At 70.9% G+C, this 19,995-nt stretch carries 22 protein-coding genes; 12 read left to right on the forward strand and 10 right to left on the reverse strand.

Going from position 1 to position 19,995, the window contains the following annotated elements:
• Window positions 1-2: 2 nt before the first annotated feature.
• Entirely contained in the window at window positions 3-1,205 is a 1,203-nt protein-coding gene (locus tag ASE01_RS07710; protein WP_056749595.1) for a DUF4032 domain-containing protein, read from the reverse strand.
• A 141-nt stretch (window positions 1,206-1,346) separates the two neighbouring features.
• Here ASE01_RS07710 and ASE01_RS07715 point away from each other — a divergent pair, with 141 nt between their 5' ends.
• From ASE01_RS07715 to ASE01_RS07730, 4 genes are read left to right on the forward strand one after another with little or no spacing between them, the layout of a single operon-like run.
• On the forward strand, window positions 1,347-2,660 hold the full coding sequence (locus tag ASE01_RS07715; protein ID WP_157537160.1) for an extracellular solute-binding protein: 1,314 nt from the start codon (window positions 1,347-1,349) through the stop codon (window positions 2,658-2,660).
• The gene (locus ASE01_RS07720; protein WP_056749597.1) at window positions 2,657-3,598 is read left to right on the forward strand and encodes a carbohydrate ABC transporter permease; all 942 of its coding nucleotides are present in this window, start codon (window positions 2,657-2,659) and stop codon (window positions 3,596-3,598) included. Before ASE01_RS07715 ends, ASE01_RS07720 begins: the two co-directional genes overlap by 4 nt.
• A 1-nt stretch (window position 3,599) precedes the next feature.
• The gene (locus ASE01_RS07725) at window positions 3,600-4,433 is read left to right on the forward strand and encodes a carbohydrate ABC transporter permease (RefSeq protein ID WP_056749598.1); all 834 of its coding nucleotides are present in this window, start codon (window positions 3,600-3,602) and stop codon (window positions 4,431-4,433) included.
• Window positions 4,434-4,438: 5 nt separating this feature from the next.
• Window positions 4,439-5,641: an ABC transporter ATP-binding protein gene (locus tag ASE01_RS07730; protein ID WP_056749599.1), complete on the forward strand. Its 1,203-nt coding sequence runs from the start codon at window positions 4,439-4,441 to the stop codon at window positions 5,639-5,641.
• A 16-nt stretch (window positions 5,642-5,657) separates the two neighbouring features.
• On the opposite strand, the gene ASE01_RS24350 is transcribed toward ASE01_RS07730, so the two are convergent.
• Both ASE01_RS24350 and ASE01_RS07740 read right to left on the reverse strand, forming a co-directional pair.
• Window positions 5,658-6,035, reverse strand: coding sequence for a hypothetical protein (locus tag ASE01_RS24350; protein ID WP_056749600.1), 378 nt, complete (start codon window positions 6,033-6,035; stop codon window positions 5,658-5,660).
• A gap of 150 nt (window positions 6,036-6,185) precedes the next feature.
• The gene (locus ASE01_RS07740; RefSeq protein WP_056750113.1) at window positions 6,186-7,124 is read right to left on the reverse strand and encodes an alpha/beta fold hydrolase; all 939 of its coding nucleotides are present in this window, start codon (window positions 7,122-7,124) and stop codon (window positions 6,186-6,188) included.
• Window positions 7,125-7,182: 58 nt separating this feature from the next.
• On the opposite strand from ASE01_RS07740, the gene ASE01_RS07745 reads away from it, so the two are divergent.
• Complete coding sequence (locus ASE01_RS07745; RefSeq protein ID WP_056749601.1) at window positions 7,183-8,016, forward strand: esterase/lipase family protein; 834 nt, start codon at window positions 7,183-7,185, stop codon at window positions 8,014-8,016.
• Window positions 8,017-8,026: 10 nt separating this feature from the next.
• On the opposite strand, the gene glpX is transcribed toward ASE01_RS07745, so the two are convergent.
• The 5 genes from glpX to ASE01_RS07770 are packed head-to-tail and all read right to left on the reverse strand — an operon-like array spanning window position 8,027 to window position 12,123.
• On the reverse strand, window positions 8,027-9,040 hold the full coding sequence (glpX, locus tag ASE01_RS07750) for a class II fructose-bisphosphatase (protein WP_056749602.1): 1,014 nt from the start codon (window positions 9,038-9,040) through the stop codon (window positions 8,027-8,029).
• A 35-nt stretch (window positions 9,041-9,075) separates the two neighbouring features.
• Entirely contained in the window at window positions 9,076-10,152 is a 1,077-nt protein-coding gene (locus ASE01_RS07755) for a sulfate/molybdate ABC transporter ATP-binding protein (RefSeq protein WP_056749603.1), read from the reverse strand.
• Window positions 10,149-10,934 carry an ABC transporter permease gene (locus tag ASE01_RS07760; RefSeq protein WP_056749604.1) on the reverse strand — a complete coding sequence of 262 codons (786 nt, stop codon included), beginning with the start codon at window positions 10,932-10,934 and terminating at the stop codon, window positions 10,149-10,151. The genes ASE01_RS07755 and ASE01_RS07760 overlap by 4 nt, the downstream gene beginning before the upstream one ends.
• Window positions 10,931-11,713: a molybdate ABC transporter substrate-binding protein gene (gene modA / locus ASE01_RS07765; protein ID WP_056749605.1), complete on the reverse strand. Its 783-nt coding sequence runs from the start codon at window positions 11,711-11,713 to the stop codon at window positions 10,931-10,933. Before modA ends, ASE01_RS07760 begins: the two co-directional genes overlap by 4 nt.
• Complete coding sequence (locus ASE01_RS07770; RefSeq protein ID WP_056749606.1) at window positions 11,713-12,123, reverse strand: TOBE domain-containing protein; 411 nt, start codon at window positions 12,121-12,123, stop codon at window positions 11,713-11,715. Before ASE01_RS07770 ends, modA begins: the two co-directional genes overlap by 1 nt.
• A gap of 110 nt (window positions 12,124-12,233) precedes the next feature.
• Between ASE01_RS07770 and ASE01_RS07775 the strand changes: the two genes are divergently transcribed.
• Window positions 12,234-12,815, forward strand: a complete 582-nt coding sequence (locus ASE01_RS07775; RefSeq protein ID WP_056749607.1) for a DUF4245 family protein — start codon at window positions 12,234-12,236, stop codon at window positions 12,813-12,815.
• Window positions 12,816-12,825: 10 nt separating this feature from the next.
• Here ASE01_RS07775 and ASE01_RS07780 read toward each other — a convergent pair whose 3' ends face one another.
• Window positions 12,826-13,038: an exodeoxyribonuclease VII small subunit gene (locus tag ASE01_RS07780; RefSeq protein ID WP_056749608.1), complete on the reverse strand. Its 213-nt coding sequence runs from the start codon at window positions 13,036-13,038 to the stop codon at window positions 12,826-12,828.
• A complete protein-coding gene (xseA, locus tag ASE01_RS07785) occupies window positions 13,035-14,291 on the reverse strand; it encodes an exodeoxyribonuclease VII large subunit (protein ID WP_056749609.1) in 1,257 nt (418 codons plus the stop codon). Before xseA ends, ASE01_RS07780 begins: the two co-directional genes overlap by 4 nt.
• A 111-nt stretch (window positions 14,292-14,402) precedes the next feature.
• On the opposite strand from xseA, the gene ASE01_RS07790 reads away from it, so the two are divergent.
• The 6 genes from ASE01_RS07790 (at window position 14,403) to ASE01_RS07815 (ending at window position 19,790) form a co-directional block, all read left to right on the forward strand.
• Window positions 14,403-15,734 (forward strand): hypothetical protein, encoded by a 1,332-nt coding sequence (locus ASE01_RS07790; RefSeq protein WP_056749610.1) that lies wholly within the window; start codon window positions 14,403-14,405, stop codon window positions 15,732-15,734.
• Between the two features lie 30 nt (window positions 15,735-15,764).
• The gene (truA, locus tag ASE01_RS07795; protein WP_056749611.1) at window positions 15,765-16,646 is read left to right on the forward strand and encodes a tRNA pseudouridine(38-40) synthase TruA; all 882 of its coding nucleotides are present in this window, start codon (window positions 15,765-15,767) and stop codon (window positions 16,644-16,646) included.
• Entirely contained in the window at window positions 16,643-17,242 is a 600-nt protein-coding gene (locus tag ASE01_RS07800; protein ID WP_056749612.1) for a class I SAM-dependent methyltransferase, read from the forward strand. Before truA ends, ASE01_RS07800 begins: the two co-directional genes overlap by 4 nt.
• Before the next feature lie 24 nt (window positions 17,243-17,266).
• Entirely contained in the window at window positions 17,267-17,944 is a 678-nt protein-coding gene (locus ASE01_RS07805; protein ID WP_157537163.1) for an SIMPL domain-containing protein, read from the forward strand.
• Window positions 17,945-18,010: 66 nt separating this feature from the next.
• Window positions 18,011-18,592 carry a SigE family RNA polymerase sigma factor gene (locus ASE01_RS07810; protein ID WP_082605953.1) on the forward strand — a complete coding sequence of 194 codons (582 nt, stop codon included), beginning with the start codon at window positions 18,011-18,013 and terminating at the stop codon, window positions 18,590-18,592.
• Window positions 18,585-19,790 (forward strand): hypothetical protein, encoded by a 1,206-nt coding sequence (locus ASE01_RS07815; protein WP_056749613.1) that lies wholly within the window; start codon window positions 18,585-18,587, stop codon window positions 19,788-19,790. Before ASE01_RS07810 ends, ASE01_RS07815 begins: the two co-directional genes overlap by 8 nt.
• Window positions 19,791-19,995 lie beyond the last annotated feature (205 nt).

Consider the following 19,995-nt stretch of genomic DNA (forward strand, 5'->3'; position numbering starts at 1 on the left):
GGTCAGCCCAGCCCGGACGGTGCGTCCGAGGGGCGCCCGGGCAGGACGGTGGCGACGTAGTCGCGCGCCGACTCGAAGATGTCGACCTCGTGTCCGGCGGCGTCGGACAACGCCCACCGGTGCTCCATCACCTCGTGGAAGTACTCCGCCGGGGCGATCTTGCGACTCAGGTCGTCCGGAAGCAGATCGACGATGGGTTGGTAGACGCGGGCGAGCCAGCGTCGAGCGACCGTCTCGCGATCGAGGTCGTCGTAGCCACCGTGGGCGGTGAAGGCGGCGAGGTCGTTGAGCAGCTTGCGGGCCTGGCCGTCCTCGACGAGCAGTCCGGTCAGCTCGCGCAGCTCGCGTCGGTGGTGGCCCGCCTCGACCACCTTGGGCTGGATCCGGACCCGGTCGGACTCCGTGCGCACGTCGAGCTCGTCGACGTCGAAGCCGAGATCGTTGAGACGGGAGATCCGCTGCTCGACGCGGTACCACTCGTCGGCTCCGAACTCCTCCACGGCGGTCAGCTCGTCCCAGAGGGCGTGGTAGCGCTCGGCCAGCTGGGCGACCACCTCCTGGCCGTCGATCTCGACGTCGGTGTCGCCGCTGGCGGCGAGGTCCAGGAGCTCGGCGAAGATGTTCTCCACCGCGACGGTCACGTCGTGCTCGCGCATCGCGTCGGAGACCTTGTCGCGCAGCTCGCCGGTCTCGGCATCGACGAGGAACGCCGCGAACCCTCCCGCGGCGCGGCGGAACAGCGCGTTGGACAGCGACACGTCCCCCCAGAAGAAGCCGCCGAGGTGGAGACGGACGAGGAGCACCACGAGGGCATCGACCAGTGCCGGGACCTGCTCCGCGCGCAGGCCGCGCTGGAAGACGGTGCGGTAGGACATCGAGTAGTGCAGGTGCTCGGTGAGCAGTGCCGCGGGCAGGGGGTTGCCGTCCACGTCGGTCCGGCCGCGGACGACCCCGCGCGGCACCACGGTGGGCTGACCGAGCCGCTGGAGCCCACGCAACAGGTCGTACTCCCGCAGGGCGATCGCCTCCTCGGTCTCCTTGACGGCGAGGAACTGGCGGTTGACCTGCACCACGCGGACGACGTGGCGGGACAGGCCGAGGGGGAGGGGGACGACGTACCAGTCCTCCCACTCGGCGAGGGCGCGCGACCACGGCAACCGGATCAGGTCCGGGTCGGTGCGTGCGGCGACGACGTGGAGCGCCATGTCCTGCAACCTACGTGCCCGTGACCCGTCTGGGAATCGTGACAACGGGCAGTGGCAGGCAAGGGGACATGGACAACGGGGCCCTTCGTGGGGTAGCACTGTGTGACGCAGGCCACACTTACGGGAAGGGTGATCTGGACGATGAGATCGACACGACGGGCCATTGCCCGGCTGGCGGTCGCGGCGCTCGCCGCGGGGACTCTTGCTGCGTGCGGTGGGTCCGACAAGCCGGTGCTGAACTGGTACGTCAATCCGGACGGAGTCCCCGTCTTCGAGCGCTACGCCGATGAGTGCAGCACCGCTGACTACGACATCGAGGTCCAGCTCCTGCCCTCCGGGGCGACCGACCAGCGCACGCAGCTCGCGCGGCGGCTGGCGGCCGAGGACTCCTCCACCGACCTGATGAACCTCGACCCGGTGTTCGTCGCCGAGTTCGCCAACGCGGGCTGGTTGCAGGAGGTCGAGGGCGACCTCGCCGACCGGATCACCGGCAGCGTGGAGGGGGAGGGCGACTATCTCTCGGGCGCTGCCGACACGGTGATCTGGGAGGACACGGCGTACGCCATCCCGCTGTGGGCCAACACCCAGGTCCTCTGGTACCGCAAGTCCCTCGCCGACGCCGCGGGCCTGGACATGTCCGGGCCGGTCACGTGGGACCAGGTGATCGACGCGGCCAGCGACAACGGCGGCACCGTCGGGGTCCAGGCCAGCAAGTACGAGGCGTACGTCGTCTGGATCAACGCCCTGGTGCAGGGTGCCGGCGGCGAGCTCGTCTCCGACACCGAGGCAGGGCGCGACGCCAAGGTCGGCATCGACACCGACGCCGGGCGCAAGGCCGCCGCGGTCGTCCAGAAGCTCGCCGACTCCGCTGCCGCCCAGCCCGACCTGACCTCGTCCAACGAGGGCACCAGCCTGGGCCAGATGTTCCCGGACGGGGGCGCGGGCGAGTTCATGACCAACTGGACCTTCGTCTACAAGAACTACGAGGGCCTGATCGGCAAGCCGGGTGGCCCCACCGAGGAGACCTTCAAGGACCTGGCCTGGGCGCGCTACCCCGCCACGGTGCAGGGCGAGACGTCCAAGCCGCCCGTCGGAGGCATCGACATCGGGGTCGGCGCCTACTCCGAGCACCCGGACTGGGCGATGGCGGCCGCAGAGTGCATCACCTCCGAGCAGGCCCAGGTCGACCTCGCCCTGGAGGCGGGCCTGATGCCCTCGACGAATGCCGCCTACGACAAGGTGGCGGCGAGCGGCGACTACCCGAAGGACCTGGTCGAGCTCTTCCGCACCAGCGTCGACGAGGGCGGACCCCGACCCAAGAGCGCGTTCTACGCGATGATCTCCGGCGCCATCCAGGCGCGGTGGCACTCGCCCAACTCGGTCGACCCCGACTCGACGCCGAAGGAGTCCGCGGACTACCTGAAGGCCGTGCTGGAAGGGAAGTCCCTGCTGTGACCTCGACGAGTGTTCCCGCCGCAGCGCTGCCGGAGCAGAAGAAGACCGGTCCCAGTGACCGTTCGAAGGCCGAGACCCGGCTCGGCCAGAAGCTGGTCGCCCCGGCGATCATCCTGATGCTGCTGGTGACGGCCTTCCCGATGCTCCGGGCCATCTACCTCTCCACCTTCGACTATGCGCTGACCGCTCCGGAGGAGCGCGAGTTCATCGGTGTCGGCAACTACGTCACGGCGCTGACCGATCCGCTCTTCTGGCAGACGACCGGCATCACCGTCTTCTACATGGTGGTGACCGTCGCGGTGGAGCTGGTGATCGGCTTCGCCTTCGCGATGGTGATGCACCGCGTCATTTTCGCGAGGGGCGTGATCCGGACCTCGATCCTCGTGCCGTACGGCATCATCACCGTCGTCTCGGGCTTCGCGTGGCAGTTCGCCTTCTCGTTCAAGAACGGGTTCGTCAACGGCTGGCTGCCGTTCATCGGCGACAAGTTCGACTGGTTCGCCGACACGCCCTCGGCGATCATCGCGATCATGGTCTCCGAGATCTGGAAGACCACGCCCTTCATGTCCCTGCTGCTGCTCGCGGGCCTCGCCCAGGTCAGCGAGGACATGATCGAGGCCGCCAAGGTCGACGGAGCCACCTGGACGCAGCGGCTGACGAAGGTGATCCTGCCGAACATGCGGGCGGCGATCATGGTGGCCGTCCTGTTCCGTGCGCTGGACGCCTACCGGATCTTCGACAACATCTTCGTGATGACCGCAGGGGCGGTGAACACCGAGTCGATCAGCTTCCTGACCTACCGCCAGACCATCGAGCAGTTCCAGCTCGGCATGGGCTCGGCGCTCTCGGTGCTGCTCTTCCTCTCCGTGCTGGTCGTGGCCTTCGGGATCGTCAAACTCTTCCGCGTCGATCTCGCCCAGGCACGGCAGGAGTCCTGAGATGAAGAACAGAATCGGCATCATCGTCGGCTGCGGCCTGATCCTTGTCTGGTGCCTGCTGCCGGTCGCCTGGATCATCTCGCTGTCCTTCAAGTCCGAGGCCGCGATCACCAACGGCAGTCCCGGCTTCTTCCCCTCCGACGGAGGCGGGGCCGGCTGGGACAACTACCAGGCGGTATGGGACAACGAGCAGTTCCGTCGAGCGATCTTCAACTCGATCGGGATCAGCCTGATCGCCACGCTGCTCTCGGTGATCGTGGCGACGTTGGCGGCGTACGCGATCGCCCGGCTGGAGTTCCGCGGCAAGAAGCTGGTGCTCACCATCTCGTTGGCGATCGCGATGTTCCCGGTGGTCTCGCTGGTGGGTCCGCTGTTCGACATGTGGCGGGCGATCGGGCTCTACGACACGTGGCCCGGACTGATCATCCCGTACATGTCCTTCACGCTGCCGCTGGCGATCTGGACGCTGTCCGCCTTCTTCCGCGAGATCCCCTGGGAGATGGAGCAGGCCGCCCAGGTCGACGGCGCCACCTCGTGGCAGGCCTTCCGCAAGGTGATCGTCCCGCTCGCGGCACCAGGTGTCTTCACCGCCGCGATCCTGACCTTCTTCTTCGCCTGGAACGACTTCGTCTTCGGCATCTCGCTCACCTCCACCGAGAACGCCCGTCCGATACCCGCGTCGCTGTCGTTCTTCGTCGGCGCGGATCCGTTCAACCGGCCGGCATCGTTGCTGGCCGCGGGAGCCGTGATCGCCACGATCCCGATCATCGTCATCGTCCTGATTTTCCAGCGCAAGATCGTTGCCGGCCTCACCTCCGGCGCCGTGAAGGGATAGAGCACATGGCCGGCATCACGATGAACAACATCGTCAAGCAGTACGGCGACGGCTTCCCGGCCGTCAACGACGTGTCGATCGACGTCGCCGACGGTGAGTTCATGATCCTCGTCGGACCGTCCGGGTGCGGGAAGTCGACGCTCCTGCGGATGATCGTGGGTCTGGAGGACATCACCTCGGGCGACATGCTGATCGGAGATCGTCGGGTCAACGACCTCGCGCCGCGCGAGCGGAACCTGGCGATGGTCTTCCAGAACTACGCGCTCTACCCGCACCTCACCGTCTACGAGAACATCGCGTTCCCGTTGCGGCTGGCCAAGAAGCCCGAGGCGGAGATCGACAAGCTGGTGCGGGAGGCCTCCTCGACCCTCGAGCTCGACGAGCACCTGGAGCGCAAGCCCGGCAACCTCTCGGGTGGCCAGCGCCAGCGGGTGGCGATGGGCCGCGCGATCGTCCGGCAGGCCGACGCCTTCCTCTTCGACGAGCCGCTGTCCAACCTCGACGCCAAGCTGCGCGGGCAGATGCGCACCGAGATCTCCCGGCTCCAGAAGCGGCTCGGCATCACCACCGTCTACGTCACCCACGACCAGACCGAGGCGATGACCCTCGGTGACCGGGTCGCCGTCCTCAAGCGGGGGTTGCTGCAGCAGCTCGCCACGCCCCGGGAGCTCTACGAGAACCCGGGCAACCTGTTCGTGGCCGGCTTCATCGGCTCACCGCCGATGAACTTCCTGCCGGCCACGGTCGAGGGTTCCTCGATCAAGCTGCCCTTCGGCAGCGTCGAGATCCCGGCAGAGAAGGCCGAGCGGGCCGCCGGCCGGGGCCTGCTCATCGCCGGCATCCGTCCCGAGCACTTCGAGGACGCCTCCCTGGCCTCGGAGGAGGGCAGGGCCGGGTCGACGTTCACCGCCAAGGTCGACGCCGTCGAGTGGCTGGGCAACGAGACCTACGCCTACATCCCCTTCGAGGCTCCGGAGGAGGTCCGCGCCCAGCTCCACCAGCTGGAGAAGGACCTCGACGGCGAGGCGATGCGTACCCAGCTGGTCGTGTCCCTCGACGGCGCGAGCCGGATCGCGGAGGGTCAGGATGCCGAGATCTGGGTCGACGGGCGCAAGATCCACCTGTTCGACCCCGCGACCGGCGAGAACCTCACCGTCGACCGCGAGCGCGCCGGACGGATCCCGGGCGCGGAGGTCGGCGCCGGCTGACCCGACGCCTCCGGGTTCAGGTCCCGGGGCGGGGACGCGACGCGTCGTACCTCGCCCACGCGATCGCGGCCCTGGTCGCTGCGAGGTCGCGGAACCACGTCTCCGTCTCGACCTGGCAGGCGACCACCTGCACCTCGGTGTCGTACTCACTGCACTCCGCCGTGCTCTCCGACAGCGTCGGCGGGGACAGCGTGGTGCCGTCGTGGTGGTGGATGGTGAAGCCGTTGTCGGCGTCCCCCTCCACGGCCACGATCGTCTCGCCCGCCGGTTGCCACCGGGGTCCGCGCTCACGCTCGCCGGTCGCCGCGTCGCCCGGTGCGGCGAGCAGACCGCTCACCAGCCCGGCGGCCAGCACACCCATGGCCCCGGCCATGCCGATCGTCCTCGGTCCCATCTGCACTCCTCGTCCTCGTGCGCCGACCTGTCCGGCGCGGGAGACAGACGTTAGGAGCGCAGGGCCGGTCCCGCGGTCAGGCGGTGCGAGGGCTGTGGACGACGGCGCCCACGGGAGGCGTTGTGGAGGAGGCGTGGCCCGGTCAGGTGCTCAGGAGACCACTGCGGTCGCGCGGTCGGCGTTGCTGCGGATGGCCCGGGCGTAGGTCGCGAAGAGCGGGGTGGGGAGGTCGTGACCCCAGCCCTCGATCATCACCACCCGGGCTCCGGGCACGGCCGCTGCCGTGGCCCGGCCACCGGAGACGTGCACCATCTTGTCGGCCAAACCGTGCATCACCAGGGTCGGGACCGCCAGGGACATGAGCGCGCGCGTGCGGTCCGGCTGGGTGAGCACGGCCATCATCTGGCGGAGCACACCGGGACGCGAGACACCTCGGTCCCAGGTCTCGCGACCGCGGGCGCGCAGCTCGTCCTCGTCCTTGGGGAAGCGCGGGGACCCGATGATGCGCCACACCGCGAGGCTGCCCTCGACATAGCTGTCGCGGTCCTTGCGGGCGAGGAGCAGCGTCGGGAGCAGGCTCGGGTGCTGGCGACCGACGGTGCGACGCCCGGTCGAGGACATGATGCTGGCCAGGCTGCGCACCCGGTCCGGTGCCTCGAGCGCCATGGTCTGCGCGATCATCCCGCCCATCGACACCCCGGCGACGTGCGCGGAGGAGAGGCCGAGGTGGTCCAGCAGGCCGAACGCGTCGGCTGCCAGGTCCGAGATCGAGTACGGCGCCCGGGTGGGCGCGCCGAGGAAGGCGCGCATCAAGGTGGGGCGGGTGACCCGGCCGCTCGACCGCGAGGACCTGCCCGTGTCGCGGTTGTCGTAGCGGATGACGTGGAACCCCTGTCCGGCGAGCTCGACGCAGAGCTCGGTGTCCCACCAGGTCATCGGGCCGCCCAGGCCCATCACGAGCAGCAGTGGCTCGGCGTCGGGGTCACCGAAGGTCTGGTAGCAGAGCTCGACACCGGAGCAGACGGGGGCGATGAGCTCGTCGGAGATGACCACTTCCGGCAACTGCCGGTTGTCTCGGCGCGGGGACATGTCCACCAGTGTGCCGAATCCCGTGTAGTTGAGGTGTCAACTGGGTACCGTTTGTGACGTGAGCAACACGATGGCCCCCTGGTTGCTGCCCGACGGCTACGGCCGACCGGCACTGGCCGCGCTGCTGCGCGAGGGCAGTCTGGTGACAGAGGCGGGCCGCCTGGCGGTCCGTCGAGGCACGACGCGGACCGTGCGACGTCGTACTCCCTATGCTGCGCGGGCCGCTGCCCGCGCTGCGGAGCCGGTCATGCTCGTCCCCGGGTTCCTCGCCGGTGACTGGACGCTGACCGCGATGGCGGCCGACCTGCGCGCCCGGGGCTTTCGCACCTATCGCTCCCAGATCCACGCCAACGTCGGGTGCACCCTCAACTCGGCGCTCACCCTCGAGGGACGCCTCGAGGACCTGGCCGAGCGCCGCGGTGCTCGCGTGCAGATCGTCGGCCACAGCCTCGGCGGCATGATCGCCCGTGGCCTGGCCGCCCGCCGCCCCGACCTGGTGGCCGGCATCGTGACGATGGGCAGCCCGATGCGGGCCCCCGCCGCCCACCACGCCGTGCTGACCCGCGGTGTCCGGGTGCTCAACCGGCTCTCCGACGCCGGGTTCTCCTCGCTGCTCTCCGAGGACTGCGTCGCGGGGGAGTGCGCCCACCTCAGCTTCACCGAGTCGCAGGAGTCACTGCGCCACGACGTGGCGATGACCAACATCTACTCCCGCCGCGACGGGATCGTCGACTGGAAGGCGTGCATCGACCCCCAGGGCGACGCCGTCGAGGTGCGCGCGTCGCACATCGGCATGGCCCTCGACCCGCGGGTGATGGACCTGGTGGCGACGTCGCTGCTGCGGCAGAGCTCCGCCGTCGCGACACCGCTCAGCGTGGTCGAGACCGCCTGAGCGGTCCGGCTCAGTCGAAGTCGATGCTGGAGAAGCCGCGCAGCTTCGAGAGCTGGTGCTCGGAGGTGATCGTGCGGATCGTGCCGCTGCGCGAGCGCATGACCAGCGACTGCGTCACGGCGCCGCCGCCGCGGTAGCGGACGCCGCGGACCAGCTCGCCGTCGGTGATGCCGGTCGCGACGAAGAAGCAGTCGTCGCCGGTGACCAGCACGTCGGTGGTGAGGATGTGGTCGGGGTCGAGGTTGTGGCCGGCGTCGATGGCGCGCTGGCGCTCCTCGTCGTCGGTCGGCCAGAGGCGCCCCTGGATCGTGCCGCCGAGCGCCTTCATCGCGCACGCGGCGATGATGCCCTCGGGGGTGCCGCCGATGCCGAGCAGCAGGTCGATGCCGGTGTCGGCCCGCGCTGCCATGATCGCGCCGGCGACGTCGCCGTCGGAGATGAACTTGATCCGGGCGCCGGTGGCGCGGATGTCCTCGACGAGCTTGTTGTGGCGCGGTCGATCGAGGAGCACGACGGTCACGTCGGAGGGGTTGGAGCCCTTCGCCTTCGCGATCTGGTGGATGTTCTCGGCGACGGGGTAGCGGATGTCCACGACGTCGGCGGCCTCGGGGCCGGTGACGAGCTTCTCCATGTAGAAGACGGCCGACGGGTCGTACATCGTGCCGCGCGGCGACACGGCGAGGACGGCGATGGAGTTGGCCATGCCCTTCGCGGTCAGCGTGGTGCCGTCGATCGGGTCGACCGCGACGTCGCACTCGGGACCGGTGCCGTCGCCGACCTGCTCGCCGTTGTAGAGCATCGGGGCGTTGTCCTTCTCGCCCTCACCGATGACCACGGTGCCGTTCATGCCGATCGTCGAGATCATCACGCGCATCGCCTGGACGGCGACGCCGTCGGCGCCGTTCTTGTCCCCACGTCCGACCCAGCGGCCCGCGGCCATGGCGGCTGCCTCCGTGACCCGCACCAGCTCGAGGGCGAGGTTGCGGTCGGGGGCGGGCGGCTCCACGGCGAGGGCGTCGTTCATGGATCGAATCTTATCGTTGAACGGCCGGTGCTTGGTTACTCTGCGCCACCATGCGAATGCCGTGAGGGCCCTGACGCGCCGTGGATGTCGACCTCGGTCGCCTTGACCACGAAGGTGACGTCCTCTCCCGGCGCGAGCCCGAGCTCCGCTGCGGCCTCGAGGGTGACGTCCGCGGCGAGCTCGCCGGCCCGCACCCGGATGGTGCCGCCGAGCGGCTCCATCGCGCTGACCCTGGTCCGGAGCACGTTGCGGGGGCTGCCGCCCGGTGGGTCGCGGTGCACCGCCACCGCGGACGGTCGGAACACGGCGACGACGGGGTCGCCGTGCGCGGGCGAGGGATCGGCCGTCGTACCGTGCAGGACCGTGCCGTCCTCGCGTCGCAGGCCGCCCGGGGTGGCCGTTCCGGTGACGAGGTTGAGGCCGGCGAAGCTGGCCGCGAAGGCGCTCCGCGGTCGGGAGAGTACGACGCCCGTGGGCCCGTCCTCGACCACGCGGCCGCCGTCCAGCACCACGACCCGGTCGGCCAGGAGCAGCGCGTCGAGGACGTGGTGGGTGACGATCAGCGCGGTGCGGTCGGCGAGCACGCCCTGCAGCAGGTGGCGCACCGCAGGAGCTGCAGCGATGTCCAGGGCGGCCATCGGCTCGTCGAGGAGCAGCACCCGCGGGTCGGCGGCCAGGGCCCGGGCGACGGCCACGCGCTGGGCCTGGCCGCCGGAGAGTCGCGCAGGCCGGCGCTCGGCCAGGTCCTCCGCGCCGACCTCGGCAAGCCAGTGTCGGGCCGTCTCGCGGGCGGTGCGCCGGGCGACGCCCCGGCTGCGGGGGCCGAAGGCGACGTTCTCGAGCACGTCGAGGTGGGGGAAGAGCAGCGGGTCCTGGGCGAGCAGCGCGGTGCGCCGTGCGTGCGGTGCCACCCACCGGTCGGGACCGGTGAGGACCTCCCCGTCGAGGCGGATCTCGCCGGCGTCGGGCCGCAGCAGCCCGGCCACGACGTCGAGGGTGGTCGACTTGCCGGCGCCGTTGGGTCCGAGCAGGGCGACGGTCTCGCCGTCGGCGATCTCGAAGGAGACGGTGACGTCGCGCTCGTGCACCCGCAGGTCGACCGACAGGCTCACAGGGCACCCCTCGGCCGGATCAGCCCGATCACCGCGACGGCGACGATGACCAGGAGCAGGGACATCGCGACCGCCGCATCGGAGTCGGTGACACGGAGGTTGTAGATCAGCAGGGGGATGGTGCGGGTGGTGCCCTCGAGGCTGCCGGCGAAGGTGACGGTCGCGCCGAACTCGCCGAGCGAGCGCGCGAAGGCGAGCACCGCGCCGGACGCCAGCCCGGGCAGGACCAGCGGGAGGGTGACCCGGCGCAGCACCGTGGTGGGGGCGGCCCCGAGCGAGGCGGCCACGACGTCGTACCTCTCGCCGGCGGTGCGCAGCGCGCCCTCCACGCTCACGACGAGGAAGGGCAGGGACACGAAGGTCTGCGCCATCACGACCGCGATCGTGGAGAAGGCGATCTTGATGCCCCAGGCGTCGAGGTGTTCGCCGAGCAGGCCCTGGCGGCCGAAGGTCGCGAGCAGCGCGATGCCGCCGACCACCGGGGGCAGCACGAGGGGGAGCAGCACCAGGGAGCGAAGGACGCCGAGCCAGCGGGACTCGCTGCGCGCGATGACCAGGGCCAGCGGGATCCCGAAGACCAGGCACAGGAGGGTGCTGGCGGACGAGGTCCGCAGGCTGAGCCACAGGGCCGTGCGGGCGGAGTCGGAGGTGATCAGCCCCGGGAAGTCGGCCCAGGCGATGCGGGTCGCCAGGGAGGCGACGGGAAGCACCACGAACACGCCGGCCAGCAGCGCCGGGACGAAGACCCAGGGCGGGAGGCCGACGTGCCGGGTGCGACTCATGCCGGCGGACCGAACCCGGCCGCGGTGAAGACGGACTGGCCGTCGCCGAGCACCAGGTCGATCCACTCCCTCGCCAGGTCGGCCTCCTCCGTGCCCTCGACCACGACGATCGGGTAGTGGTTGACGACCTCGCCCGACTCGTCGAACGCGATGGCCTCGACCTTGCCGGCGGCTGCCTCGACGTCGGTGACGTAGACGAGTCCCGCGTCGCCCTCCCCAGCCTCGATCTTGCCGAGGACGTCGGTCACCGACTGCTCCTCGCTGTCGGGGCTGAGCTCGACGCCGGCCATCTCGGCGACCTGGACGGCCGCATTGCCGCAGGGGACCTCGGGTGCGCAGAGGACGACGTTGAGGTCCTCCTTCGCGAGGTCGGACAGACCGGTGACACCGGCCGGGTTGCCCGGCGGGACGGCGATGACCAGGGTGTTGGTGGCGAACTCCGACGGGTCGCCGGCGGCGAGGTCGGCGTCGGCGAGCCTGTCCATGTTCTTCGTGTCGGCCGAGGCGAAGACGTCGGCCTCGGCGCCGTCGGTGATCTGCGCGACCAGGTCGGAGGACCCGCCGAAGGAGAGCTTCACGTCGACGTCGGGGTGGTCGGCCTCGAATTGCTTCTCCAGCTGCTCGAAGGTCGCCGTGAGCGATGCGGCCGCGAACACGGTGAGCGTCGTCCGGTCACCCGACCCCGACTCACCCGCGTCCCCGTCGTCGCTGTCGCCGCACGCGGCGAGCGGGAGGGTGAGGAGCACGGCGGCTCCGGCCAGGGCCCAGGTCCTGTTCATCAGCTCTTCCTCTGCACGGGTCGCTCGACGACGACATTGGTGGACTTCACCGAGGCGATGGCACGCACCCCCGGCTCGAGGCCGAGCTCGGCGGCGGCCTCGGCGCTCATCAGCGACACCACCCGGTAGGGGCCGCACACCATCTCCACCTGGGCCATCACGGTGTCGGCCACGACCCGGGTGACGATGCCCGTCATCCGGTTGCGTGCGCTGACCGAGCCGGCGCGGGTCCGATCGCGCTCTGCCTCGTCGACCAGGGTGGCGGCCAGGGCGGCCAGGTCGACGCCGTCCACGACGGTGCGCCCGTCAGCGGTCGTGGCCGTGATCCGCCCGGCGTCGATCCAGCGGCGCACGGTGTCGGTGCTGACGCCCAGCAGCTCTGCGGCCTCGGAGACCCGGTAGTCGGTCATGCCAGCACACTGGCGCATCCGCGGCGAAAAGTCACACGATCAGACGCATCTGCGTCGAACTGGCACCTGGATGTCGGTCAAGCGCGACGGGCTGGGAGAATGGTGGCCTCATGAGCAGCGAACAGGCCGAGCCCACGGGGCGCCCCGGCAGGTACAACCGGTCGGCGGCCGGACTCGTCTCCTCCCTCGTGGTGACGGTGCTCGGGATCGGTGCGGTCCTCTACTTCATGAGCAACTTCCGCAACGACTTCGAGGCCACGCCGGAGTCCATCGACTACCTCGCGACCGTCGAGTCCGCCCAGCAGGCCGGACTGAGTCCGGTCTATCCCGCCGCCCTTCCGGAGGGCTGGATCGCGACGCGCGTGGACGTCGAGCCCGGCGACGACGCGTCCTTCCAGATCAGCCTGCTCACCGAGGGCAACCGCTACGTCGGCATCCGGCTCGAGGACGCCACGATCCCTGCGCTGCTGGCCGCGCGCGTCGACGAGAAGACCGAGCCGGCCGACGGCTACACCGTCCCCGACGACGTACGACGCCCGGTGGCCCGCACGTGGAAGGGCTACACCGACGACGGTGGCGACACGGCCTACGCCGCCGAGCGCGGCGACGAGACCGTCCTGGTCTACGGCTCCGCCTCGGCGAAGGACCTCCAGTCCGTCATCGACTCGCTGTCGACCGAGCCGCTCGGCTGATCGCGCCGGTTCAGTCCTCGTCCGGGTCCAGGACGGCCTCGAGGCGTTCCCGGGCCCCGTCGATCCAGTCCTGGCAGACGGTCGCGAGCTTCTCGCCGCGCTCCCAGAGCGCGAGCGACTCCTCCAGGGTGGTGCCACCGGCCTCGAGCTGGCGCACGACCTCGACGAGCTCGGCGCGGGCGTCCTCGTAGGACGGGGTGTCGCCGGTGGTCTCGTCAGTCATGGCTCTCCTCGGTCGGGGCGGTCGGTGCGGTCGTGGGGGTGCTCGGTCTCGGTGGCGGTGACCAGGATCCGTCCGTCGGCGACCCGGACCGACAGTGCGGCGCCGGCGCCGACACCGTCGATGGAGGTCACCACGCGACCCTCGGCGTCCTGCAGCACGGAGTAGCCGCGTTGCAGGGTGGCGAGCGGGGACAGGGCCGTGACCCGCGCCCGGCGGTGGTCGATGTCGTCGGCGGCCCGGTCGAGCCGCGCCTCCAGCTGTCGGCGGATCCGGCCGCGCCAGTCGGCCAGCTCGTCGGCGCGGGCATCGAGCAGCACCGTGGGCTCGGCGAGCACCGGCCGCGAGCGGATCGCATCGAGCTGGGCCTGCTCGCGCTCGACCCGGGTGCGGATCGCGCGCCGGATCCTGGCCCGTGCCTCGAGCACGCGGTCGCGTTCCTGGGCCATGTCGGGCACGACCAGCTTGGCGGCGTCGGTCGGCGTCGAGGCCCGCAGGTCGGCGACCAGGTCGAGCAGGGGCGAGTCCGGCTCGTGGCCGATCGCCGACACCACCGGGGTGCGGGCGGCGGCGACGACGCGGATCAGGCCCTCGTCGGAGAAGGGCAGCAGGTCCTCGACGGAGCCACCGCCCCGGGCGATCACGATCACGTCGACCTCGGGGTGCGCGTCGAGCCGGCGCACGGCCTCGATGACCTCGGCGGCTGAGCGGTGGCCCTGCATCGAGGCGTGGGCGATCTCGAAGGCCACCGCGGGCCAGCGACGGGTGGCGTTCTCGACGACGTCACGCTCGGCGGCAGAGTTGGCGGCCGTCACCAGGCCGACCCGTGCCGGCAGCGTCGGCAGGCGGCGCTTGCGCTCCAGCGCGAACAGGCCCTCCGCGGCGAGCAGCTGGCGGCGCTGCTCGAGCCGGGCCAGCAGCTCGCCCAGGCCGACCAGCCGGATGTCGCGGGCAGCCAGGGAGAGCGTGCCGCGGTTGGCGTAGTACGACGGCCGGGCGTGGATGACCACGCTCGCGCCCTCCTGCAACGGGGTGGGCAGGCTGTCGAAGAGGACCTTCGAGCAGGTGACCGGCACGGAGATGTCGGCAACGGAGTCACGCAGGGTCAAGAAGACCGTGGCGAGCCCGGGACGGCGGCTGATCTGGGTGACCTGGCCCTCGACCCACACCGCGCCCAGCCGGTCGATCCAGCCGGAGATCGCGTTGGCGATCGCCCGCACCGGGGCCGGCTTCTCGAGGGAGGTCTCCAGGGACACGGCGGCGAGCCTATCGCCGCCCGTTTGGGATCCGCGGGGATGGAAAGGATCGCAGGGCGATTGTCGCGGCCGATGCCGGCTCGGGCAGCACTGGAAGCAAGTGAGGAAGCGATGACGGACCGGACCTACGAGAACCTGCCCACGCTGATCGGCGAGCTCAAGCGCTCTGCGATCGACGCCTACATGAAGTCCCAGGGCTGGCACATCGACGACGGCACGAAGTACCACCTCGGTGACAGCAACGTGACCCGCCCGGCCGCGGACGGGTCGGGCGGGGGCGACTGGAGCTGGATCGGCTTCTGGGACATCGGCAACGACGGCCAGGACTCCAAGTGGCGCGCGGCGTTCGACTCCGTGCGCTCCAACATCGACGAGACCTTGCAGCCCTGGCTGGACCTGCCGGACACCGCCGCGCTGCTCGAGGACGACATCGAGCAGATGCGCCAGGCCAACCGGCTCCTGTCCTTCTCCCCGTCCGGTGGCACCGGCGGCGGCAACATCCCCGGCTACCTCACCGGCATCAACGAGAACCTCGACGCGATGTCGGGCACCACCATCGCGACGTTCAAGGCCGAGTTCCTCCTGCAGCTGGAGAAGGCGATCGGCGGTCACCACGGCATCACCGTCATCCTCGGCAGCGCGCTCGCGGCGAGCAACGAGATCTGGATCCGGGCCCGCAAGACCGTCGCGGACATCGTCGGCGAGACCCAGCAGGCCCTCCACGCCTACGCCGAGGGCGGCGACATCAGCTGGGAGGTCATCCTCCAGGTGGCGGGGTACGCCGTCGAGGGCGCCGGCCTCTTCGCGACCGGCGGCGCCGAGATCGCGCTCAAGGGAGCCGGCCAGGGCCTGAAGATCCTGACCGAGACCACCACCAAGAAGGACACCAAGGCCACCGCGCCCTCCGGCGACTACGAGAGCCTGATGACGGGCTTCGGCAATTCCCTCCAGGAGCTGTCCGACGCGATCAAGGCGGAGGAGGACGCGCTCGCCGACAACCTCACGCTCAACACCGGCAAGGTCCGCGCCGACCAGGGGTCCTACGACCTCAAGCGACCGGGTCTGCTCGACATCAGCGACGACTCGCAGGCCGACATCATCGTGATCTCGCGGCCCCTGGTCGACGAGATCACCCGCACCTACCTGCCCTTCACGGCCGACGAGCTCGACTCGGCCCGGAGCCAGGCCTACCTCGCGACGTACGAGGCCTATCGCGACGGCAGCATCGGGCGCGGGTCCAACGGCATCAGTCCGGAGTTCTCCGAGCTGCAGTGGATCCTGATCGATCTGGTCCGCGACCTCGAGTGGGAGACGCGCAACGGTGCGAAGACCCTCGACCTCGCGATCGAGGACATCGGTCGCGCCGACACCGCCGCCGAGGACGACCTCGAGAAGCACCACCGCGAGGTCAAGGACGGCAGCGGCGCCACTCCCTGGACCTGAGGGACCCGGGGCACGGCCTAGGATCCTCGGGTGCGCCTGCGGATCGACCTTGCCTATGACGGGGGCGACTTCCGTGGCTGGGCGGCACAGCCGGCACTGCGCACGGTCCAGACCGAGCTCACCAACGCACTCACCACCGTGCTCCGGCTCCCGGTGGGCTCGCTCCAGGTGACCTGCGCCGGCCGCACCGACTCCGGGGTCCACGCCCGCGGGCAGGTGGCCCACGTCGACGTACCCCCGGACGGGTCGGAGACCGCCGCCAGCCATCTCCAGCGGCTCGACGTGCTCACCCGCCGGGTCAACGGTGTGCTCGACCGCGATGTGCGAGTACGCCGGATCAGTGCCGCGCCGGAGGGCTTCGACGCCCGCTTCGCGGCGCTGTGGCGGCGCTACGCCTACCGGATCGTCGACGACCCGGCCCTGGTCGACCCGCTCACCGGCAACCACGTGCTCGCCTGGCCGCGGCCGCTGGACGTCGCTGGCATGGACGAGGCCGCCCAGGGACTCGTCGGCCTCCACGACTTCGCGGCCTTCTGCAAGCACCGGGAGGGCGCCACCACGGTGCGCACCCTGCTCGACTTCGGGTGGAGCCGCGGCGTCGACGGGGTGATCCTCGGGCACGTCCGCGCGGATGCCTTCTGCCACTCGATGGTGCGCGCACTGGTGGGCTGCATGATCGCGGTCGGGGAGGGGCGCAAGAGCCCCGCCTGGGCCGCCGAGATCCTGAGCGGTCGCCGGCGCGACCCGCTCGTGACGGTGGTCCCGGCGCACGGGCTCACCCTCGAGGAGGTCGCCTACCCGGCCGACGCGGAGCTCGCTGCCCGCGTCGAGCAGACCGCCGCACGTCGTACCCCCATCGAGCGGGCCGGCGCGCCCGACCAGACAGACCAGACCGGGGAGTTCGAGGGATGAACGAGGACCACTACTTCTCCGCCGACCCGTCGGTCGCGTTCGAGCGCGCCGAGCTCACGGCGTCGGTGTGGGGCCACGACCTCGACCTGGTGAGCGGCTCCGGGGTGTTCGCGCGCGGTCGGGTCGACATCGGCACGTCCGTGCTCTTCCGGGAGACCGAGACGCCCGCCGGTGGGCGGATCCTCGACCTCGGTTGCGGGTACGGCGTGATCGGGCTCGCCTGCGCCGTCGCCGCCCCCACGGCAGTCGTCACCGCGGTCGACGTCAACCAGCGAGCGGTCCTGCTCGCCAACGAGAACGCCGCGTCGCTCGGCATCACCGACCGGTTCACCGCCTCGCTCCCCGAGGAGGTTCCCGCGGACGCGACGTTCGACGAGATCTGGTCGAACCCGCCGATCCGGATCGGCAAGGTCGCGCTGCACGCCCTGCTCCTCGCCTGGCTCCCGCGGCTGGCGCCCGAGGGGCGCGCGGTGATGGTGGTCGGCAAGAACCTCGGCGCCGACTCGCTGCAGCGGTGGCTGGGAGAGCAGGGCTTCCCGACCACACGCACGGCGAGCGCGAAGGGCTTCCGGGTCCTCGAGACCCGCCGCGGCTGACGGGCCGGTGCCTAAGGTGGGTCCATGACCACCGAGTTCACCGTGCGCGGCTCGCACATCGCCTACCAGCGGCCGGAGCGGGGCACCGTGCGCGTCACCCTCGGTTTCGAGGGACCGCAGCTGAAACCCGTCTACGACCGGGTGGTCCACGACCTCGAGTCGGTCCAGCAGTCCGTGAAGGCGCTGCACGACCCCGAGCACGGTCCGGTGACCTGGTGGTCGACCAAGCACGTGCGCACGTGGGCGGAGCGTCCGTGGAACCAGGACGGCAAGCAGCTCCCGCTCGTCCACCACGCCAGCGTCGGTGTCGAGGTGAAGTTCCGGGACTTCGCGAGGCTCTCGGCCTGGGTCGGCGGACACGTCACCTCGACGCAGGGCTTCTCCCTCGACGGCGTCGTGTGGGCGCTGACCGAGAAGAACCGTCAGGAGCTCGAGCGCTCCGTGCGGACCCGCGCAGTGCAGGACGCGGCACGCCGCGCGCAGGAGTACGCCGACGCGCTCGGCCTCGGACCCGTGCGGGCCGTGGCGGTGGCCGATGCCGGGATGCTCAGCACCGGCCTCTCGCCGATGGGGGGCGCTGCGGCGCCGTACCAGCGCATGTCGGCGATGGCCAAGGACTCCAGCGGCGGCTCGGAGATGGAGCTCGCGCCCGACGACATCGAGGTGTCGGCCGAGGTCGACGCCCGGTTCGTCGTCGACTGAGTCGAGCCAGCCTCCCGTTCGCAACAGGATCGGCGGTGGTTGCGTTGGAAGGGTGTGGAGGCACTGATGACGGACGATGCGGCCGGGCCGGCGAGCGGAACCGCGACTGACCCGCCGGACTTCGACCGCTGGGTCGCAGCACGCGGACCTGCGCTGCTGCGGCTGGCCCTGGTCCTGACCGGCAACGCCGCGGATGCCGAGGACGTCGTCCAGGACGCACTGTCCCGGGCACTGCCCCGGTGGGAGCGGATCGGCCGCGTCGAGGACGTCGACGCCTACGTGAAGCGGATGGTCGTCAACGCGCACACGTCGTGGTGGCGCAAGTTCCGCCGCCGCGAGTCGCCGGCCGCCGACGTGCGCACCGGCGAGGTCACGCCAGGCCCCGGCGAGGACCTGGGCCATGACGAGAGGCGGCGGCTCTGGCTCGCCTGTCGCGCGCTGCCGGAGGCGCAGCGCACCGCGGTGGTGCTGCGCTACTACGAGCAGCTGGAGTACGACGAGATCGCCGCGCTGACAGGCGTGCGCGAGGGGACGGTCCGCTCGCGGGTCTCGCGGGGGATCGCGGTCCTGCGCGAGCAGCTGGGTGCTGTTGTCGCTGCTGGTGCGGGTGCGGGTGCAGACGTTGACGGAGGTGGGGACGATGAGTGACCTGGAGCAGCAGCTGAGCGCGACCCTCGCGGGGATCGCGAAGGACGCCCCGTCCGCTGTCGGGCTGGCCGACGCGGCCCGCCGCCGGCACCGGGTCCGCCGCCAACGCCGCCTCGCCGCAGGAGGCGCCCTGGCCGCCGTCGTGGTGATCGCCGGTGGCGTCGCCGTCGCGCAGCGTGGCGACGACGCTCACGTGGCCAAGGACCCGGCCGACGGCGCCCCGGGCTGGCAGACGATCAGCAGCGGTGACGCGCGGGCCGCCGTCCCGCCGGACTGGTCCGCCCACACCTGCGAGCCGGGAACGCCCGTCGTCCACGGCCCGACGGTCGACGAGGCCTGCGTGGGCGGCGTCGGCGCCGTCATCGCTCCGCAGCTCACGCGGGAGCGGCGACCCTACGGCGAGCTCGTCAGTGGCGACGGGGGCTGGCTGGGCTACGTGAACGTCGGCGAGGAGGACCTCCGGGTGTTCCACGAGGACCGGGAGCTCGTCCGCCGCGTCCTCGCCACCGGACGCCTCGAGGGCCAACCGGTCGTCGACGCCGAGCAGTGGGTGAGCTTCGAGCGCGACGGACTCACCTACGAGGTTCCCGCCTGGTGGGGTGTCGGCGAGGACGGCGACCGCTCCGACTACTCCGTCTGCCTGACTCCGGCCGTGGATGGCGGCAGTTCCTCCGAGCAGCGCGACCCGGCCACCTTCGTGTTCTCCGAGACGTCCGGACCGCAGGGCACCGTGGTCGTCACCGCCCCCACCCAGGCCGTGGCCGAGCTGGTCATGGCGACGGTCGAGGTCGGACCTGACGCGACCCCGGGGGAGTGCGCGCCGGAGGACTTCATGGTGGGGTTGCTGCCGCCCGAGGGTGGTGGCAATACCGACCCGGTCGAGGAACAGAGCCTGGTCCGCTTCGAGGAGGTGCAGTTCGACGGGATCACCTTGGACGTCCCGCTCGGCTGGAGCTTGAAGGAGACGTGCGGAAGGACCGTCGAGATCACGCCGGGAACCGCCTGCAATGCGCCCCTCTCCGGTGGTGCGGTGCTGTTCTACGACGAGTCCCTGTTCGACCCGGCGATGGGGCAAGGTGAGATCGTCGGCGGCAGCGGGGAACCGTGGGTCGGCTACGTCTTGCGCGGTGACTACGCGGTGTACGTCGCGCATCCCGAAAGAGGAGTCGTCGAGGCCATGCTGGATCTCGTCCGCTGATCATCAGGGCGTGCCTGTACCCCGCCGATGGTGCTCACTCGGCGGGGCGGGGCGGCTATTCGTCGGGCTCGCGTGACCGGGGTGGGTCGAGTGCCCTCGTGCCGCCGGGTCCGACGAGGAAGAGCCTGCCGTGGGGGCTGGTCCAGAGGAAGTGCCCGGGTGTGAGGCTCAGGTAGCGCCACTCGCTGAAGGTCTTGGCGCGGTG

This window comes from Nocardioides sp. Root190 (assembly GCF_001428565.1).
Taxonomy (GTDB): domain Bacteria; phylum Actinomycetota; class Actinomycetes; order Propionibacteriales; family Nocardioidaceae; genus Nocardioides.

Bases quoted from the DNA above. Each gene is read 5' to 3' on its own strand.
- ASE01_RS07790 (WP_056749610.1), top strand. From the start codon at position 14,403: ATGACGGACCGGACCTACGAGAACCTGCCCACGCTGATCGGCGAGCTC.
- ASE01_RS07710 (WP_056749595.1), bottom strand. From the start codon at position 1,205: ATGGCGCTCCACGTCGTCGCCGCACGCACCGACCCGGACCTGATCCGG.
- ASE01_RS07725 (WP_056749598.1), top strand. From the start codon at position 3,600: ATGAAGAACAGAATCGGCATCATCGTCGGCTGCGGCCTGATCCTTGTC.
- ASE01_RS07740 (WP_056750113.1), bottom strand. From the start codon at position 7,124: ATGTCCCCGCGCCGAGACAACCGGCAGTTGCCGGAAGTGGTCATCTCC.
- ASE01_RS07730 (WP_056749599.1), top strand. From the start codon at position 4,439: ATGGCCGGCATCACGATGAACAACATCGTCAAGCAGTACGGCGACGGC.
- ASE01_RS07780 (WP_056749608.1), bottom strand. From the start codon at position 13,038: ATGACTGACGAGACCACCGGCGACACCCCGTCCTACGAGGACGCCCGC.
- ASE01_RS07760 (WP_056749604.1), bottom strand. From the start codon at position 10,934: ATGAGTCGCACCCGGCACGTCGGCCTCCCGCCCTGGGTCTTCGTCCCG.
- ASE01_RS07805 (WP_157537163.1), top strand. From the start codon at position 17,267: ATGACCACCGAGTTCACCGTGCGCGGCTCGCACATCGCCTACCAGCGG.
- ASE01_RS24350 (WP_056749600.1), bottom strand. From the start codon at position 6,035: ATGGGACCGAGGACGATCGGCATGGCCGGGGCCATGGGTGTGCTGGCC.
- ASE01_RS07815 (WP_056749613.1), top strand. From the start codon at position 18,585: ATGAGTGACCTGGAGCAGCAGCTGAGCGCGACCCTCGCGGGGATCGCG.
- glpX (WP_056749602.1), bottom strand. From the start codon at position 9,040: ATGAACGACGCCCTCGCCGTGGAGCCGCCCGCCCCCGACCGCAACCTC.
- modA (WP_056749605.1), bottom strand. From the start codon at position 11,713: ATGAACAGGACCTGGGCCCTGGCCGGAGCCGCCGTGCTCCTCACCCTC.
- ASE01_RS07715 (WP_157537160.1), top strand. From the start codon at position 1,347: ATGAGATCGACACGACGGGCCATTGCCCGGCTGGCGGTCGCGGCGCTC.
- ASE01_RS07775 (WP_056749607.1), top strand. From the start codon at position 12,234: ATGAGCAGCGAACAGGCCGAGCCCACGGGGCGCCCCGGCAGGTACAAC.
- ASE01_RS07810 (WP_082605953.1), top strand. From the start codon at position 18,011: ATGACGGACGATGCGGCCGGGCCGGCGAGCGGAACCGCGACTGACCCG.
- ASE01_RS07770 (WP_056749606.1), bottom strand. From the start codon at position 12,123: ATGACCGACTACCGGGTCTCCGAGGCCGCAGAGCTGCTGGGCGTCAGC.
- ASE01_RS07800 (WP_056749612.1), top strand. From the start codon at position 16,643: ATGAACGAGGACCACTACTTCTCCGCCGACCCGTCGGTCGCGTTCGAG.